The following is a 17,782-nucleotide window of genomic DNA, read 5'->3' on the forward strand; positions in this document are numbered from 1 at the left end:
TGACATAATTCTCCTTGACAGGGGGTAAATTACGATGATTTAATAAAAACAATGGTCAAAAATGTAGACAATATTAAATCCCGGCGGGCAAACCCGGCGAAAGCCGGGGACGCAAAGCTACAGGTCTAAAGTTTCTCATTGAAGAAACCATGACGGCTGGGTTGCAAGGGAGAAGGGTAGCCGCAGGGTAGTCGGTATCTCCCTGTGGTTTTTTGTTTGAAGGTTTGATTGAGTGAACGAAATTTTTCATTTAAAATTTTTATCATGAAAAATTTCTTTGTAGGGGGATTTTTTAATGACCGGACGGACCAGGTGTTATGTAACATATGTTCGGGGGGGGGGGGGGGGGATTCTGTAAACAATGTCATAATATAGCATATTATGCAAATGGTGTATCAACCAACTTAGTTCTCCTCTTACGTTCCCCTCCTTTTGATCTCCCCCTGTCTCTTCTTTGCTTCCCCATAATAAAGATTGTATTTTCAGCTTCTCTTTCCCTGACGTGGCTCTATGGACTCAATAGCACATGTTGCCCGGGTGTTTTTCAGCCGCATGGTGCTTTATCATCATGAACGTTACGACGGTCATGGTTACCAGAGACAGCCGTGGAGTTGTCCTGCTTTTAGAAAAGAATGTGGTTTGTTACCAATCTGACCGTTGTTGAACCTGATGCTAGGAGGATCTTGAAATGAGAATATCCATTGGGATGAAAATCGGCGGCGGTTTTGTATTGTTGCTTCTTTTCATGGCTGCCGTGGCAATCCAGTCGTTGCTAATAATGGGGAATACGATCTCGGATGCCGCCTATGTCGATCAGCGGGTGGTACGCCTCAGTCTTGACTATCAGATTGTCGACGCCTACAAGGAAGCATCAAGAGACCTGCGGGCTTACCTACTTTATGGTGACGAAAAATACTTAAACGAATACAAAAAGGATATCGAGAACACGCAGACCCTGCTGGAGAAACGACTCAATAACTGTTCTGCCCAGGCCCGACCCAAACTGGAGGAAGTGCTCGCCAAGGTTACTGAATACGACCGTCAGCTTACCAGCAGTGCAATTCCTCTGGCCAAGGAAGGCAAGTTCCAGGAAGCAGTTGCCGCAGCACAAAGCTTCGCTTCGTATGCCAACGACGCTGAAAAGATTTTGGCCGAACTGATTATGGAAAATGAACAAAAGACCGGGGACGTCGTGGATAACATGCAGGTCAATGCCGCCCGTGGCCGTTCCCGGGTCGTCATTATCAGCGTTTTTGCCCTGGCCGCCGGGCTCCTCATGGCAGTTTTTATAACGCGCATGATCACCCGTCCGATCCTGGCTACCGTCCGGGAAGCGGATCGTATCGCTGAAGGCGACCTCACAGGCGAGGAACTGGTGGTACGTACCCGGGACGAGATTGCCCGTTTGGCCGGGGCTTTCAACCGCATGCGTACAAACCTGCGCGAGATCATCGGCCAGGTAATCCAAACGTCCAAGCAGGTGGCCGACTCGGCCTCCCAGCTCGCCGCCCAGGCCGAACAGACCGCCGCCGGGGCGAACGAAACGGCCGCCACCATGAGCGAAATGGCTTCGACCGTCGAACAGGTAACCGAAAATGCGCAAATGGTTTCAGCGTCGGCGGAACAGGTAGCGGCCCAGGCCGCTGAAGGTGCCAGGGGGATCGAGCGGGTTATCGGGCAGATGAAGGTCATTGAGCAGTCAGCAGCCAACGTTTCTTCCGCCATTAATGCTCTGAACCAGACCGCGGGCCAGATCACCCAGATTGTGGACCTGATCACCCAGATCGCCGACCAGACGAACCTGCTGGCCCTGAACGCCGCCATCGAAGCGGCCCGCGCCGGGGAACAGGGCCGCGGCTTCGCTGTCGTCGCCGAGGAAGTTCGCAAGCTGGCCGAGCAGTCCGCCAACGCCGCCAAAGAGATCTACGAGCTGATCGCTACGGTCCAGGACGAGTCCAGGAAGGCGGTCGAAGTCATGGCCACCGGGGCGGTGGAGGTCACGGAGGGAAGCAAGGTGATCAACGAGGTTGGGGCCAATATCAAGGCCATCAACCTTGCCATCGAGGATGTTGCGCGGCAGGTCCAGGAGGTGGCCGCTGCTGCGGAAGAAATGTCGGCTGGCGTGCAGAACGTTGCCGGGACAACAGAAGAGCAGACGTCGGCAATGGAGGAAGTCTCTGCCTCTACCGAAGAGCTTACCGCGCTGGCTGGCGAACTGGACAGGTTAGCCGCACGCTTTCGCGTGTAGTGCCAGGCACTTAACTTATTAACTTATCGAGCTCCCCGTCCCCGCGCCGGCGGGGCTTTTTCTTTTCACTGCCGGTACACGATTCAGAATCCGGTTCAGCCCGCCTCATGTCAATCCCCGGCCGGATGTGGTATAATACAGCCACAGGAGGAATGAACCCGTGCCTGATGACAGACAGTCCCACCACCATTCCCACGACAAAGGATACAGAGAGCTTCTCTCCAGCAAGGTTGACAGGATTATTGGCGCCAATCCGTGGGAGGTGGATGTGATGATTACGAATCTGGAAATAGCCCTTGAAGAAATGGAATAGCATCACTAAGTCCCTTCAGTAGTTCTGGTGGACGCTTTTGCTGGTTACCGGGAGCACCCTGACCAACGGCACGATCACCGAATGGCTCGACGCATGAGCAAAAGGTTTTGTTTTTGTTGTAAAATTAAATTATAATCTCTCTTCGAAAGGCCGAATTCTTTTTGGTAAAAAAGGGGGGATGCGACCAGGGGGTGCACGAAGCAGTTAGGTTCATTGACAATCCATCTACCACCAGCACGGAGGAGCGCGTGCTTGTGCCGGCTTGCACCTCCACTTTTTTCAATATTCAAACATATACTTGACCAGGTTTAAAAGTTGCCCGTGGCGGTACACGAGTATTACTCGAACATTCAGTAATTCCGGCTGACAATTCCAGTTGACACCGGCCTCAGTTGCCTGTAATACACATTCCCGTTTTTAGGGGGTCCCGGAAGAAATGAGTACCTCACCTCAACTGGCCGTCCAGAAAAGAATGGTAAAGAACTGGGAGCGGTTTATCAATTCCGGAACACTTGATTTGTGCGACGTTAGAAGCACAGTCGCTACATCCTGGCAGAGATGCAAAATTGCCGGTGTTAATCCCGTGGGTGGCATCTGCAAGCGCATCTTGAGTGACAACCGCATTGAGCAGCTTGAAGAGGAAAACAAAATGTTGCTGGATGTAGCCAGGCCCATAATCAAGTCGGTCTACAACATCGTGCAGGGTTCGGGCTTCATGGTCGTCCTGACCAACAGTGAAGGTATCATTTTGGAAACGATGGGTGACGGCAAAACACTTGCCATGGCCGACCGGCTAAACTTTTTCCGGGGGGCGGACTGGACCGAGGAGTCGGTGGGTACCAATGCTATCGGCACATGTCTGGTTACCGGCGTTCCCATCCAGATAACAGGAGCGGAGCACTTTTGCACCAATCACCATCTTTGGACATGCTCGGCCGCACCCATTCGCAATCCCGGGGGGCTGATTCTGGGGTGTTTAGACATGTCGGGTCCTTACGACAAGATGCACCCCCACACCCTCGGCCTTATCGTGGCCGCGGCACAAGCCATCGAAAAAGAGCTCTGCCGGGAAATGCTGAAGAGGGAGTGGAATTCCTTCAAAGGAGTCCAGGTGGACGGGGTTCCCGCCTTCCCGCACGGACAGCCGGCTGCCGGAAACGCAGGCGCATACCGCGCCCGCTTCACCTTTGACGACATTATCGGGACAAGCCGCCAGATCCGTGCGGCGGTGAACCTGGCCCGGCGGGCTGCCGCCTGTTCCTCCACTGTGCTGCTGCTGGGTGAAAGCGGCAGCGGCAAGGAAATTTTCGCCCAGGCCATCCACAACGGCGGCGACCGCCGTAACGGGCCGTTCATCCCCGTAAACTGCGCCTCCCTGCCTGCCGGGCTGATTCAGAGCGAGCTCTTCGGCTATAGCGACGGGGCCTTCACCGGTGCCAGGCGGGGTGGGCAGCCCGGCAAATTTGAAATGGCCCACGGCGGCACGCTCTTTTTGGACGAAATAGGCGACATGCCGCTGGAGATGCAGGCCAACCTGCTGCGGGTGCTGCAGGAAAGAAACGTTACCCGGGTGGGCGGCAAAAAAGCCATCCCCGTCGATGTGAGGATTATTGCAGCCACCAATAAGGACCTGTTCCGGGAAGTACAGAAGGGCAATTTCCGGGAAGATCTTTTTTACCGCATCAATGTCCTGACTATCGAGATACCTCCCTTGAGAGAACGGGCGGAAGACTTAAGCCTTTTGATCCGGCACTTCCTCGCCGGGATATCGGCCAGGGTGGGTAAAAACCTGGCGGGAATAGACCCTGCGGCTATGGAAATATTATTGAGCCACCGCTGGCCGGGTAACGTCAGGGAGCTGGCCAACGTGCTGGAACAGGCGATCATTTTTGCGGACGGGCCTGTGATCCAGCCCGGCCATTTACCCCGTTACCTGACCGGAGGGTCCCGGAGACCCGTGGTTGGCTTGGGGCAGGTTGTCACCCTTGAGCAAATGGAGATTAATGCCATCAAGGAAGCACTGGCTGTTTTCAGGGGCAATATAACCAGGACGGCAAAAGCCCTGGGCATCGGCCGCAATACTTTATACGAAAAAATTAAAAAATACGGTATCAGCCTGGAAGGGTAAGGCATGACCGACCGGCGGTGTATGAAAAGCGGTCCGTTTTACCCTTAAATCCACCTTGCTTGCTAGCCACTACCATAAATGGCGGCGGCTTTTTTTTTTGGCCGGTCGGTTAATCGGGCGTTTCACAACAATTGTTCCGCGTTACCGGAGTAATGAAGTGCCCGGTAATTTAACGTTGTTCGTTTTTTGCGCATTTTTCTAAAGCGCCGCAAGAAATAGTTACGGCGGGCACGTTTAAAAAACGCTTTCGATTGAGGGTAATCGCAGTGGGGATATACATAATGTATGCACCGGCGCCGGACCCTGGCATTTTTATTGCAAAGTTAAAATTCTGATTGTAATACTTTGGCAAAAAATTTTAAGGGAGGGACCCTGATGGCTCCGAACAAAGAGGAAATGCTTGACATGTACCGGAAAATGCTATTAATCCGCGAGTTTGAAGAAACCGTGGCCAACCTGTTTTCCCAGGGGCAGATCCCGGGATTCGTACACCTGTACGTAGGTGAAGAAGCCGTAGCGGTGGGTGTCTGCAGCAACCTGGGCGACAAGGACTATATCGCCAGCACACACCGGGGACACGGTCATGGTATCGCCAGGGGTGCGTCTGTGGAAAAAATGATGGCCGAGATTTTCGGGAAGATCGACGGCTACTGCAAGGGTAAAGGTGGCTCCATGCACATTGCCGCTGTAGAACTGGGTTTCCTGGGCGCCAACGGGATCGTGGGGGCCGGTTTGCCGCTGGCTGCGGGGGCCGCCTTTGCCAACAAATATTTGAAGAACGGCGGCGTGGCCGTTTGCTTCTTCGGGGACGGCGCATCGAACCGGGCTACTTTCCACGAAGCCCTCAATCTGGCCAGCATCTGGAAGCTTCCGGTTATCTTCGTCTGTGAAAACAATATGTACGGAATTTCCATGAGCCAGGAGAGACACCAGAACATCAACGATATAGCGGACCGGGCCGTGGCGTACGGTATCCCGGGCGTCAGTGTGGACGGCAACGATGTGATGGCAGTTTACGAAGCTGCCGCCGAAGCCATCAAGCGGGCCAGGGCGGGGGAAGGCCCCACCCTCATTGAATGCAAGACCTACCGCTTCCGCGGCCACTTCGAGGGCGACGCCTGCGTCTACCGTAGCGAAGAAGAAGTCAACGAGTGGAAAAAGAAATGCCCCATCCAGCGTTTCGGCACCAGTTTGCTGGAAATGAACATAGCAAGTAGGGAAGAGCTGGATGCCATTAGCGCCGAGGTAAAGGAGCAGATCAAAAACGCCGTTGAATTTGCCCGTAAGAGTCCTTACCCGGATGTTTCCGAGTTGACCACTGACGTTTACTGCGATTAGTCGCTAAAAGACTTCTCGAAAAACCATAAACTAAACGCATCGATCTGGCTGGTACATGAAATTATCTAATAAATTAATTGAGCAATAAATAACAAAATAAGGGGTGAAATTTTATGGAAATGACCTATTCCCAGGCCATAAACGCCGCCCTGCGGGAAGAAATGAAACGGGACGACACGGTTTATATTCTGGGCGAAGATGTGGGAATCTTTGGCGGGTGTTTCGGCGTTACAGCGGGATTGATTCAGGAGTTCGGTCCGGAGCGGGTACTGGATACCCCCATTTCGGAAACTGCCATCGTGGGCAGCGCGGTGGGTGCGGCCGCTGCGGGTTTGAGGCCTGTGGCGGAAATCATGTTCATGGACTTCATGACGGTGTGCATGGACGAGTTCTTCAACCAGGCCGCCAAAATGAGGTACATGTTCGGAGGCAAGGTCAAGGTACCCCTCACCCTGCGGACGGTTTGCGGCGCCGGTCTGGGGGCGGCTGCTCAGCACTCCCAGAGCCTGGAAGCCTGGTTTACCCACATGCCCGGGGTTAAAGTGGTCATGCCCTCAACGCCGGCGGACGCTAAGGGGCTTTTGGTGTCATCCATCCGGGACGACAACCCGGTGATATTCATAGAGCATAAGATGCTCTACGGGGTTACCGGAGAGGTGCCGGAGGGGGAATACACCATTCCCCTGGGCAAAGCCGACATAAAACGAGAGGGCAGGGACGTTACGGTGGTGGCCACCTCCCTGATGGTGCACAGGGCCCTGGTTGCCGCCGAAACTCTGGCGGGTGAAGGCATCGAGGTCGAAGTCGTGGACCCCAGAACCCTGGTGCCCTTCGACAAGGAGACGCTGCTGCAGTCCGTCGAGAAAACCGGTCGCCTGGTCATTGTCCACGAAGCTGTTAAAAACAGCGGGTTCGGCGCCGAAATAGCCGCTATAGTGGCGGAAGAGGGGTTCGACTTCCTGGACGCGCCCGTCAAGCGGGTGGCCGCACCCTTCGCCCCGGTGCCATTCAGCCCTCCCCTGGAGGCAGCTTATGTGCCCAGCGAGGAGAAGATCATCGAAGCGATTAAATCTTTATTTTGATTCAGGAAAGGGAGAGGACGTTGTCTGTCGGCATAATCGCCAATCCCGCTTCCGGTAAGGACATCCGCAGGCTGGTGGCCCATGCCACGGTTTTTGACAACAACGAAAAAGCCAACCTGATCAGGCGCATACTGCTGGGCCTGGATTCGCTGGGAGTGCGGCGCGTCTGGTTTATGCCCGACTACTTCGGATTTTACCAGCGGGTGCTGGACAGCCTGGCGGGAAGGTGCCGGCTGGCACTGGAAGCTCGCCTGCTGGACATGAAAATCAACGCCAGCCAGGACGACTCCCGGAGGGCGGCTGAAATGATGGCCGCCGCCGGGGTTAGTTGTATCATCACCCTGGGAGGGGATGGGACCAACCGGGTGGTGGCCAAGGGTGCCGGCAACATACCCCTGCTGCCCGTTTCCACCGGCACCAATAATGTCTTTCCCGTTATGGTCGAGGGGACCGTGGCGGGTCTGGCGGCGGGGCTGCTGGCTACGGGCGCGGTGGAGCCTGAAGAGGCGCTGCAACGAACCAAAATGCTGGTAATCTACATCAACGGCAGGCCGGCGGATATCGCCCTTATCGACGCGGTGGTGCTGGCCGACCGGTTCACCGGCTCCCGGGCGGTCTGGGATGCGAGCAAGATCAGGCAAATTGCCGCCACCAGGGGGTCGACCGCCTGTATCGGTATCGCCTCGGTCGTGGGCGGCCTCAGGCACATCGGCCCCGCCGAACCCTGTGGGATGCACGTAATTGTGGGTTCCCCCACGGGGGATGCCGCCGTTTCCGTCCGCGCCGCCATAGGTCCCGGGCTGATCAAGCGTGTTCCGGTGGTTGCCTATCACCTGCTGCAACCAGGGCAGAGGATTCAGGTTCTGGAAAGCCCCTGCGTTATTGCGCTGGACGGGGAAAGGGAGCTCCGGATCAATGCGGGGGATAGCGCGGAAATTGAACTGTCCATGGAAGGACCCTGGGTGGTTGACATCGACCGTACGCTGGCTGCCGCTGCAGCCAGGGGTGTGTTCCGGGAGCACCGGGAACGGCCTGCCGGGAATAAATGAAAGCCGGACCACAGTATGGGAAACGTTTTAACCAACAAGCGGAGGTAATGGAGATGGCCAACATTGTCCTGATGCCCAAACTGGGCTTGACCATGAAAAAAGGCAGGATCACCGGCTGGTTGAAGAACGAGGGCGACCGGGTGGAACAGGGCGAGCCCCTCCTGGAAGTGATGACCGAGAAGGTCAACGTGAGGGTTGAATCTCCTTTTACCGGGGTACTTTATAAAATTTTATGTCCCGCAGGCTCCACCCTGCCTGTTTCCGTACCCGTTGCGGTGATAGCGGATGAAGGGGACGATGAGGCTTCCCTGGAAGCTGCGGTGAGCGAAGCCCTGGCCGCCTTGCAGGAGGCCCTGGCCGGAGGGGGGAAAGAAGAAGAGCGGAAAAAAGAAGCCAGACCGGTGAAGCCCTTTGTGGTCTTTGCCGGCGAACGCAAGGTTTCCCCCCGGGCGGCCAGGCTAGCCCGCAAGGAGGGAGTCGACATCGGCCTCATCAGCGGATCGGGTCCGGGCGGCCGGGTGGTGGAGGAGGACGTTCGTAACTATCTGGAGCAGCTGAAAGGGGGGCAAAGCTACCAGGTTTTGCCCATTGACGGTATGCGGGCGGTTATCGCGGAACGAATGTCCGCAAGCAGAAAGCAGGCTGCCCACGTAACCATCATGGAAGAAGTGGACGTTACGGCCCTGCGTGATGTCCGCGAGCAGCTGAACGCTCAGGATAGTTCGGGCCGGATTAAATTTTCCTATACCGACTTGCTGGTTAAATTTACCGCGGAAGCGCTGACGGAGTTTCCGATGGTCAATTCCCGCAGCTCGGAAAATGAAATTTTTTTGCCGGGCAGCGTTAATATCGGGGTAGCCGTAGCCCTGGAAAACGGCCTGGTGGTACCCAACATCAAAAACGCACACCAGCTGTCACTGGAGCAAATTAGCACTAAAGTAAAGGACCTGGCGACTCGCGCCCGCAACAACGAGCTGGACCCGGAGGATGTGGAAAACGGTACCTTTACCATCAGCAACCTGGGGATGTTCGGAGCGGAAGGGTTTACCCCCATTATCAACCGCCCGGAAACCGCCATCCTGGGTGTAGGCACCATACGTACCAAGCCGGCGCTGGTGGATGGGAGGTTGGAAAAGCGCTACTTTATGACCCTGAGCCTCTCATTTGACCACCGGATTATCGACGGCTCGCTGGCTGCCGAGTTCCTGAGCAGGTTGAAGGAAATGCTGGAAGACCCCTACCCCTGGTTCGGGTTGCAGCCGCAAAAAAATGAAGATCTGCTTATTTCCGCAGGCGGCGGTAAGTCCCCGCGGCAAATTCGCAGAGCTTACAAGGATGGAATAAATAGGTTGATGGAAACCGCGCCCGATGTGGTCATGGGCTTTTCCGCACTTACAGAAGGGATTTTCTTTGACGACGGGGCGGTCTCCCGGCTGAACAAAGAACTTATCGCCGTTGCTCTTTCGGTATATATAAAATGTGAATACTGTATTACTGCGCACATCTACAAGGCGATGGAGCTGGGCGCCACCCCGGAACAGATCCTGGAAGCGGCCAATGTGGCGGTGTTCTTCGGTGGTGGTGCGGCCCTGGCCTACACCGCCACCCTGGTGCAGGATTGCATCGAAGCCTTCGGCGGAAACTAAAGGCAGTGAATGAGGTCATGGCGGAAGCGGCTTATTATCCGGCGGCAAAATTTCAGCGCATCCTCGTCCTCGACCTGAATGTGATGGAGTACTCCCGGGCCCTGGAACTGCAGCGCGGGTTGCAGGGACTCAGAAGCGCCGGTGAAATACCGGATTGCTTTCTGCTGCTGGAGCACCCGCCTGTGCTGACGCTGGGCCGGGCTGGAGGGGAGGGGGATATCCTTGCCTCCAGGGACCGGCTGGCCTGGGAGGGTTTGAAAATTTACCGCGTGGAACGAGGCGGGAGCGTGACCTATCACGGGCCCGGCCAGCTGGTGGGCTACCCCATTCTGGACCTGCACAACTACCAAAGGGACGTTCACCTTTTGGTTCACAACCTGGAGAAGGTCATAATCCGTGTTCTGGCTGCCTTCGGTATCACGGCTGGTCGCAGGGAAGGTTACCCCGGAGTCTGGGTGGGCGAAGCAAAAATAGCCAGCATCGGAGTGGCGGTAAAAAAGTGGATCACCATGCACGGTTTCGCCCTCAACGTGGACCCGGAGATGAGCCACTTCAAATTAATTCACCCCTGCGGCCTGCAGGGGGTTAAGATGACCTCCATGCACGAAGTGCTGGGGCGGCGGGTCAGCATGCGGGAGGTCAAAAACCGGGTTATCGAGGAAATGGCTGCTGTTTTCCGCTGGGAGCAAGTATTACCGGGTGTTCCCGCTCCGGTCCGCAGGTTGCTGGACGGCCTGGGCGGGGAAATGCCGGCCTTCCGTCCGGGCTGGCTGACGGTACCCACCCCCGCACCCGGGGTGCTGGAGAAAATGACCGGGTTGCTCGGGCGGGGCAAATTAAATACCGTCTGCCGGGAGGCCCGTTGTCCCAACGTGGCGGAATGCTTCGGGATGGGCACTGCCACCTTCTTGATCCTGGGGGACATCTGTACCAGAAACTGCCGGTTCTGCTCGGTGAAAAGCGGTACTCCCCGGCCGCCCGATCCCGGGGAACCGCAATCCGTGGCCTGGACCGTCAGGGAGCTGGGGCTCAAGCACGTGGTGGTCACCTCCGTCACCAGGGATGACCTGCCGGATGGGGGTGCTGGCCATTTCGCCCGGGTCATCAACGCCGTGCGGCACCTCAACCCCGGCACCACGGTGGAAGTGCTGGTGCCGGATTTCGGTGGTTCGAAAGAGGTCCTGGTCACGGTTGTCGCCGCCCGGCCCGACGTACTGGGTCACAACCTGGAAACCGTGCCCCGGCTGTACCGGAAGGTTCGTCCACGGGCGGACTACCGCTGCTCGCTACAGTTGCTTGCTACTGCCAAAAAGCTGGACCCCAGTATAACCACCAAAAGCGGGATTATGGTGGGACTGGGTGAAGAGCCGGCAGAAGTGCTGGCGGTAATGGACGACCTGAGAGAGGCCGGCTGCGATTACATCACCATCGGGCAGTACCTGCAGCCCACCCCCGGCCACCTGCCGGTGCACGGTTATGTTACCCCGGCGATGTTCCGCTGGTACGAGGAACAGTGCCTCCGGAAAGGCTTCCGGAAGGCGGACTGCGGCCCGCTGGTACGCAGTTCCTACCACGCCCGGCCTCTTGCCTGACCCGGCAGGGGCCGCCGTTACAGGGCAGCCGGAACCCGCGGGTTTCCGGCAATAAGAGCGTGGGGAGGTAAGGCAATGAATCAACTTTTTGACGACAAGGCCGGCACTTACGACGAGTGGTACCTGACCCCCGCCGGTCGTTTCGTGGACCGGCTGGAAAAGGAGGCGGTACTGGCCTACCTGGAACCGCGGCCGGGAATGAGCGTGCTGGACGTAGGCTGCGGTACGGGCAACTATTCCCTGGAGCTGGCCCGGCGGGGGTTGAAAGTAACGGGTCTGGACATTTCACCGGGAATGCTGGCGAAGGCTCGGGCGAAAGCACAGGCCGAGGGGTTGCCGGTGGAATTTGTCCAGGGAGATGCCGTGCGCCTGCCTTTTCAGGATGATAGCTTCGACGGCGTTATTTCCGTGTCCGCCCTGGAATTTGTGCCGGACCTGGGTGCGGCCCTGCGGGAAGCCTACCGGGTCCTGAAGCCTCGCGGCAGGTTGGTAGTGGGGCTGATCGGCAGGGACAGCAGCTGGGGTCGTTTTTACGCGGAAAAGGCGCGCCGGGATCCGGACAGTGTTTTCAACCGGGCCCGGCTGTACACCCTGGATGAATTGCGGTGTGCCATGCCGGGCGGTTCGGTTCGCGCCCGGGCGGTGCTGTTCACCCCGCCCGGCTTCGACTATGAGCGGGAAGAGGCTGCGCGGCGAATAGAAGCCGCCGCCGTAGCAGCCGGCCGCACCGATGGCGGGTTTGTCTGTGCGGTGGCGGTGAAGGACTGAACAGAGCGTTGCGTACGGGGTACGCCTGAATTTTCCCGTGTCTCCGGTGCGGGAGCCTGTTCCGGTCGAACCCACCGGAACAGGCTCCGGTTACGCCCGCCATCTTCCGAGCGGGTGAACCTGGTTACCCTGTGGGCACTCCGGTCCTGCGGCTTCTCCGGTCGGCAGTACCGGGGGTAAATCCTTTGAGGAGGTGGCAGTATGTTGAAGGCGGCATTTATTTTCGTGGCTCCGGAAGCAGATCCCGCCCGCCACCGGGCGGTTGTAAAGACTCCGGAGGTGGAGCTGACGGTTGTGGGAGTGAAGGATTACACCCAGGCCGAGGAGACAGCCAGAGAACTGGTGGCTGCGGGTACCGCCGCCATCGAGCTATGCGGGGGGTTCGGTCACGATGGTGCGGCCAGGGTTGCCCGCGCCGCCGGTGAAAGTGTGTCCGTGGGGGTGGTGCGCTTTGATCTCCACCCGGGCCTGGGTGGCAGGAGCGGCGACCGGATGTTTGGGTAATTGGAGGGGGTGCATTGATGAAGCGATTTGTGATCGAATTCGGTACGGGCATAGATTTTCACGGCCAGGATGACACCGGGGCGGCCCGGAAGGCTGTGAGGGACGCCGTTTCCCACAGCTGCCTGTGCGGCCTGACGGAAATTTTCGGGATTCGGGACCTTAACGAAATGGTGGTGGATGTGACCGTGGCGGTCCCCCACCCCGGGAAAGTCGACGGTGCGAGGGTGCTGGCGGAAATACCCTTCGGTCGCAAATCAATAAAGGTAATAAATGGCGGTATGCAGGTACCGGGCATATATTTGCCCGGGCTGGGAGACACCGACGATTCAATTATTGTGGCCAACGCCTGCATCGAGGTCAGGGTCGATACGCGTCTGCACAAACCGGATAGTTGCACCGGTTGTTGATAAACCTGTGCTTCTGAACCGGCGGACAATCAGAACCTGGTCAATCTTCATGAGCAGCCCCCAGCGGTAGCTGATAACGAGCCATCCTTTCTTACGCTAGTCTACTAGGGGAAAGGGTGGCTCTCCTGTTTATTTTTTTACAATAAGCATAACTTTCAAAAGCTTCCGGGGGTATACTGAAATATATTGTATACTTGCGTTTACCCTATTTCCGGGACCTGTAGATTTTAATATAATAACATCAAGTTGATAATAAACAGGCTAACGGTTCAGGTTGTATTTATTGCAACCTGAGTATTTTTTGTTTTGCCGTGTTTTGGGGGAGGTTTCCATGGGTTTAAAAATAACCGATACCACTCTGCGCGATGGTCACCAGAGCCTCTGGGCCACCCGCATGCGTACTCAAGATATGCTGCCCATCCTGGAAAAATTGGATGCGGTAGGCTATCATTCCCTGGAAGTGTGGGGCGGGGCCACTTTTGACGTTTGCATGCGTTATTTGAACGAAGATCCCTGGGAACGTTTGCGGACTTTAAAAAAGTACATTAAACGCACGCCCTTGCAGATGCTTTTGCGTGGTCAGTCCCTGGTGGGCTACCAGCATTATCCCGATGATGTGGTCGAGGCCTTTATTAATAAGATGGTGGAAAGCGGCATAGATGTAATCCGCATCTTTGACGCCTTGAACGACCTGCGCAATTTTGAAGTACCCATGCGGGTGGCTTCAAAGACGGGGGCACACATCCAGGCGGCGGTAGTTTATACCATCAGCCCTGTACACACCACCGAGCACTATGTGGAAACGGCGGTCAGCCTGGCCCAAATGGGAGCTCATTCCATCTGCATTAAAGACATGGCCGGGCTGCTCACCCCTTATAAAGCTTTCGAACTGGTAAAACTGATCAAGGAACTGGTTCGTCTGCCCGTACAGCTTCACAGCCACTACATTGGCGGCCTGGCCCTGGGGGCTTATCTCAAGGCGGCCGAGGCGGGGGTGGATGTGGTGGATACCGCCTCCGTACCCCTGGCCTTTGGTTCTTCCCAGCCTCCGGTGGAAACGGTTGTGCGGGCGCTGCAGGGGACGCCCTACGATACCGGTCTGGATCTCCACTTGCTTTTTGAGATTGCCGCTTACTTTGAGGACCTGCGCAAGTCCCTGGGTTACGAGCGCGGGGTCACCCGCATCAACGACATGCGGGTCTTTGAACACCAGGTTCCCGGAGGGATGATTTCCAACCTGGTTACCCAATTGGAAGAACAAAAGGCCCTGCATCGCCTGCCCGAGGTGCTGGCGGAAATTCCCCGGGTGCGGGCGGAGCTGGGTTACCCGCCCCTGGTTACTCCCACCAGCCAGATCGTGGGCACCCAGGCTGTGTTGAACGTTCTCACCGGAGAACGCTACAAACTCATTCCCGGCGAGGTGCGGGCCTATGTAGAAGGGCTTTACGGCAGGCCCCCGGCCCCCATAGATCCGGATGTAGCCCGAAAGATTTTGGGAGACAAAGAACCCATTACCTGTCGCCCCGCCGATTTACTGGAACCCAAAATGGATAAAATAAGAGAAGAGATCAAACACCTGGCAAAGTCGGAAGAAGATTTCATTTCCTACGCCCTGTTTCCCCAGGTGGCGAAGAGATTTTTTGAGAACCGCAACCGGCCGGGTCACCAGCCCGTGGATTCTGCCGCGCCATTGCGTAACGGAACCCGGGAGCAAAAACCCGGTCGTAAGGAGGATGGAAGCATGAACTTACAGGAAATCAAGGAGTTGATTAAACTAATTGACCAGACGGCCATTGCCGAGTTATCCCTGGAAAGTGCGGGGGTGAAGGTGGCCATAAGGAAAGCCGGCGCGCAAGGGACGGTGCCTGCACCTGCGGGCGAGGATTCCCCGGTACCGCCGCCGGCCCGGGAAGCGGTTGCCCCACCGGTACCAGCTCCGGAAAAATCTATTGATACTGCCGGCCTTACCGTGATCAGGGCTCCCATGGTAGGTACCTTTTACCGCGCCCCGGCTCCCGATGCCCCGCCCTTTGTCCAGGTGGGAGATATGGTGGAGAAGGGCCAGACCCTTTGTATTATTGAGGCCATGAAGCTGATGAACGAAATTGAATCAGAAGTGGCCGGTGAGATTGTGGAAATCCTGGTGGAAAACGGCCAGCCCGTGGAGTACGGGCAGGAGCTGTTTTTGATCCGGGAAAAATAGATGGGCAGGGAGCAGGAAATGTTTAAAAAAATACTGATTGCCAACAGAGGAGAAATTGCCTTAAGGATCATTCGTGCCTGCCGGGAGATGGGTATTAAAACTGTTGTGGTATATTCCGAAGCCGACCGGGACAGCCTGCCGGTGCGCATGGCTGATGAAGCTTACTGCATTGGCCCGGCTCCGGCAGCCAAAAGCTACCTCAATATTACCAACATTATCAGCGCAGCCATAGTTTCCGGGGCGGACGCCATCCACCCCGGTTACGGTTTTCTGGCTGAAAACGCCGGATTTGCGGAAATCTGCGAAAGTTGCGGCCTGACCTTTATCGGCCCCCCGGCTTCCGCCATGGAAAAAATGGGGGCCAAGGCGGTGGCCCGGGAAACGGTGCTTAAAGCCGGGGTACCGGTGGTACCCGGTTCCCCCGGGGTGCTCCGGGACGTGCAGGAGGCTCTGGAGGTGGCGGAAGAAATTGGCTACCCCGTGCTGGTTAAAGCTTCTGCCGGCGGGGGTGGCCGGGGTATGCGAGTGGCCCAGGGCCCGGAAGATTTAATCCGGGCGGTGCAGACGGCCCAGACGGAAGCACAGGCGGCCTTTGGCAATGCCCAGGTTTATGTGGAGAAATATGTGGACGAACCCCGTCATATTGAGTTTCAGATCCTGGGTGACAAGCACGGCAATATCGTCCATCTGGGTGAACGGGATTGCTCAATTCAGAGGCGCAATCAGAAGATGATCGAGGAATCCCCTTCTACGGCCCTTACCCCGGAATTGCGCCGGAAAATGGGTGAAATGGCGGTAAGGGCCGCCCGGGCCGTGGGCTATTGTAACGCCGGGACGGTGGAGTTCCTGCTGGACAAACACCAGAACTTTTACTTTATTGAAATGAACACCCGCATCCAGGTGGAGCATCCGGTTACCGAAATGGTTACCGGCATTGATTTGATCAAAGAACAAATAAGGTTGGCGGCCGGGGAACCTCTGGGTTATACCCAGGAAGATATTCAAATCCGGGGCTGGGCCATTGAATGCCGCATTAACGCTGAGGACCCGGCCCGCAACTTTACTCCCTCTCCCGGCTTGATTTCCGCTTACCTGCCCCCTGGCGGGCCGGGGATCCGCCTGGATAGTGCGGCCTACCCCGGCTGGAAAGTTCCTCCTCATTATGATTCCATGATCGCCAAGCTCATTGCCTGGGGCCAGGACCGGGATGAGGCCATTGCCAGGATGCAACGCGCCTTGGGGGAGTTTATCATTGAGGGGATCAAGACCACCATTCCCTTCCATCAGCGGGTGCTGCACAACGCCTTTTTCCGCCGGGGTGAGATTTACACCAATTTCATTCAGCGGCGCATCCTGATGGACTAATTGGTTGCGGACGGCCCGGGGTTCTGATATAATGGGGAGCATGGAGGTAAAATATGACAAGCACAGGGGGCTTAATGATGGAGAATAAGGAAATGGTAATACGGGAAGAGCAGACCAGCCTGGGTTCAATACGGATTGCCGATGAAGTCGTACGGGTCATTGCCGGCCTGGCCGCTACGGAAGTTCCGGGTGTAGCCGGAATGAGCGGCGGAGTGGTGGGCGGTATTGTAGAAATGCTAGGTAAAAAGAACCTGTCCAAGGGTGTGAAAGTGGAGGTGGGCGAGAAGGAAGCGGCCGTAGACCTGTTTGTCATCGTCGATTACGGCACCCGCATTCCCGATGTGGCCCTTCGAATTCAGGAGAACGTAAAAAAGGCCATAGAGGCCATGACCGGGCTTTCGGTGGTCGAGGTTAATGTCAATGTCCAGGGAGTAGCTTTCAGCCAGGAGGGTAAAGAGGAAGAACACCGGGTCCGTTAGGGATCCAGTTGTACTGTTCAGTAAAACCGCTACCACCGGCACCGTAGCGGGGGTACTGAACATTTACGGATCCGGCGAAAACAGGGAAATATAGTATTTAGGGGGTTACATTTTTATGGGGCCCTTTGACCGCGGCCTCCTGGTGATTTATACTTTTATTGTTACAGTTGCTCTGGTCTGGGCTGCCGCTGCCGTGGCCGGTTTTATCCCATCCTACCGCGTGTGGGGGGGGCTGAACATGGTCATTGGGCAACCGCAGGCCGTCATTGCCCTTCTAGGCCTGTTTATTTTAGGCGGCGCCCGCCTGTTTTGGGTGGGGGTACGCCCGCGCCGCCGGCAGGCGGTGGTTCACGAGGCAGCCCTGGGACAGGTGCGTATTGCCCTTACCGCCATCCAGGACTTGGTGGAAAAGGTGGCTCTGGCGCAAAATGGGGTGCGGGAGGCCGGTGCCCGGGTCTACCCGGGCAAAGAGGGCATCCGCATTGGTATACGGGTGGCGGTAACCCCGGACATAAACATTCCCGCCACTGCCGCCATGGTGCAGGAACAGGTAAAAAACCGGGTGCTGGAGGTTACCGGGGTGACGGTGCAGGATGTCGCCATTACGGTCAAAAGTATTTCCGCCCGTAAACCCCGGGTGGAGTAAATGGGGGTAAATAT

At 56.6% G+C, this 17,782-nt stretch carries 15 protein-coding genes and 1 riboswitch; all 15 genes read left to right on the forward strand.

From position 1 onward, the window contains the following. Nucleotides 1-76: 76 nt before the first annotated feature. Nucleotides 77-169, forward strand: a riboswitch (cyclic di-GMP riboswitch). A gap of 519 nt (nucleotides 170-688) precedes the next feature. The 15 genes from BUA65_RS08670 (at nucleotide 689) to amaP (ending at nucleotide 17,768) form a co-directional block, all read left to right on the forward strand. Further along, nucleotides 689-2,248 (forward strand): methyl-accepting chemotaxis protein, encoded by a 1,560-nt coding sequence (locus BUA65_RS08670; RefSeq protein WP_072868927.1) that lies wholly within the window; start codon nucleotides 689-691, stop codon nucleotides 2,246-2,248. A gap of 160 nt (nucleotides 2,249-2,408) precedes the next feature. Further along, nucleotides 2,409-2,561 (forward strand): hypothetical protein, encoded by a 153-nt coding sequence (locus BUA65_RS18230; RefSeq protein WP_165613218.1) that lies wholly within the window; start codon nucleotides 2,409-2,411, stop codon nucleotides 2,559-2,561. A 436-nt stretch (nucleotides 2,562-2,997) separates the two neighbouring features. Further along, nucleotides 2,998-4,689, forward strand: coding sequence for a sigma-54-dependent Fis family transcriptional regulator (locus tag BUA65_RS08675; RefSeq protein ID WP_072868928.1), 1,692 nt, complete (start codon nucleotides 2,998-3,000; stop codon nucleotides 4,687-4,689). 375 nt (nucleotides 4,690-5,064) lie between these two features. Then, the gene (gene pdhA / locus BUA65_RS08680; RefSeq protein WP_072868930.1) at nucleotides 5,065-6,027 is read left to right on the forward strand and encodes a pyruvate dehydrogenase (acetyl-transferring) E1 component subunit alpha; all 963 of its coding nucleotides are present in this window, start codon (nucleotides 5,065-5,067) and stop codon (nucleotides 6,025-6,027) included. A gap of 113 nt (nucleotides 6,028-6,140) precedes the next feature. Then, a complete protein-coding gene (locus BUA65_RS08685) occupies nucleotides 6,141-7,109 on the forward strand; it encodes an alpha-ketoacid dehydrogenase subunit beta (RefSeq protein WP_072868932.1) in 969 nt (322 codons plus the stop codon). 20 nt (nucleotides 7,110-7,129) lie between these two features. Next, nucleotides 7,130-8,158: an ATP-NAD kinase family protein gene (locus tag BUA65_RS08690; protein ID WP_072868969.1), complete on the forward strand. Its 1,029-nt coding sequence runs from the start codon at nucleotides 7,130-7,132 to the stop codon at nucleotides 8,156-8,158. A 53-nt stretch (nucleotides 8,159-8,211) separates the two neighbouring features. Continuing rightward, nucleotides 8,212-9,804, forward strand: coding sequence for a 2-oxo acid dehydrogenase subunit E2 (locus BUA65_RS08695; RefSeq protein WP_072868933.1), 1,593 nt, complete (start codon nucleotides 8,212-8,214; stop codon nucleotides 9,802-9,804). 5 nt (nucleotides 9,805-9,809) lie between these two features. Further along, a complete protein-coding gene (gene lipA, locus BUA65_RS08700) occupies nucleotides 9,810-11,396 on the forward strand; it encodes a lipoyl synthase (protein WP_242656270.1) in 1,587 nt (528 codons plus the stop codon). A 75-nt stretch (nucleotides 11,397-11,471) separates the two neighbouring features. Beyond that, entirely contained in the window at nucleotides 11,472-12,164 is a 693-nt protein-coding gene (locus BUA65_RS08705; protein WP_072868937.1) for a class I SAM-dependent methyltransferase, read from the forward strand. A 201-nt stretch (nucleotides 12,165-12,365) separates the two neighbouring features. Continuing rightward, a complete protein-coding gene (locus BUA65_RS08710) occupies nucleotides 12,366-12,668 on the forward strand; it encodes a DUF6506 family protein (RefSeq protein ID WP_072868938.1) in 303 nt (100 codons plus the stop codon). Nucleotides 12,669-12,685: 17 nt separating this feature from the next. Continuing rightward, nucleotides 12,686-13,075: a Lin0512 family protein gene (locus BUA65_RS08715; RefSeq protein WP_072868940.1), complete on the forward strand. Its 390-nt coding sequence runs from the start codon at nucleotides 12,686-12,688 to the stop codon at nucleotides 13,073-13,075. A gap of 331 nt (nucleotides 13,076-13,406) precedes the next feature. Further along, nucleotides 13,407-15,278, forward strand: coding sequence for an acetyl-CoA carboxylase biotin carboxyl carrier protein (gene accB, locus BUA65_RS08720; RefSeq protein ID WP_072868942.1), 1,872 nt, complete (start codon nucleotides 13,407-13,409; stop codon nucleotides 15,276-15,278). Between the two features lie 18 nt (nucleotides 15,279-15,296). Continuing rightward, complete coding sequence (accC, locus tag BUA65_RS08725) at nucleotides 15,297-16,643, forward strand: acetyl-CoA carboxylase biotin carboxylase subunit (RefSeq protein WP_072868971.1); 1,347 nt, start codon at nucleotides 15,297-15,299, stop codon at nucleotides 16,641-16,643. A 77-nt stretch (nucleotides 16,644-16,720) separates the two neighbouring features. Beyond that, the gene (locus tag BUA65_RS08730; protein WP_072868943.1) at nucleotides 16,721-17,122 is read left to right on the forward strand and encodes an Asp23/Gls24 family envelope stress response protein; all 402 of its coding nucleotides are present in this window, start codon (nucleotides 16,721-16,723) and stop codon (nucleotides 17,120-17,122) included. A gap of 115 nt (nucleotides 17,123-17,237) precedes the next feature. Beyond that, entirely contained in the window at nucleotides 17,238-17,768 is a 531-nt protein-coding gene (gene amaP / locus BUA65_RS08735) for an alkaline shock response membrane anchor protein AmaP (RefSeq protein ID WP_072868945.1), read from the forward strand. The last annotated feature ends 14 nt before the right edge of the window (nucleotides 17,769-17,782 follow it).

The organism is Desulfofundulus thermosubterraneus DSM 16057 (assembly GCF_900142025.1).
In the GTDB taxonomy this organism is placed as follows: Bacteria; Bacillota; Desulfotomaculia; order Desulfotomaculales; family Desulfovirgulaceae; genus Desulfofundulus; species Desulfofundulus thermosubterraneus.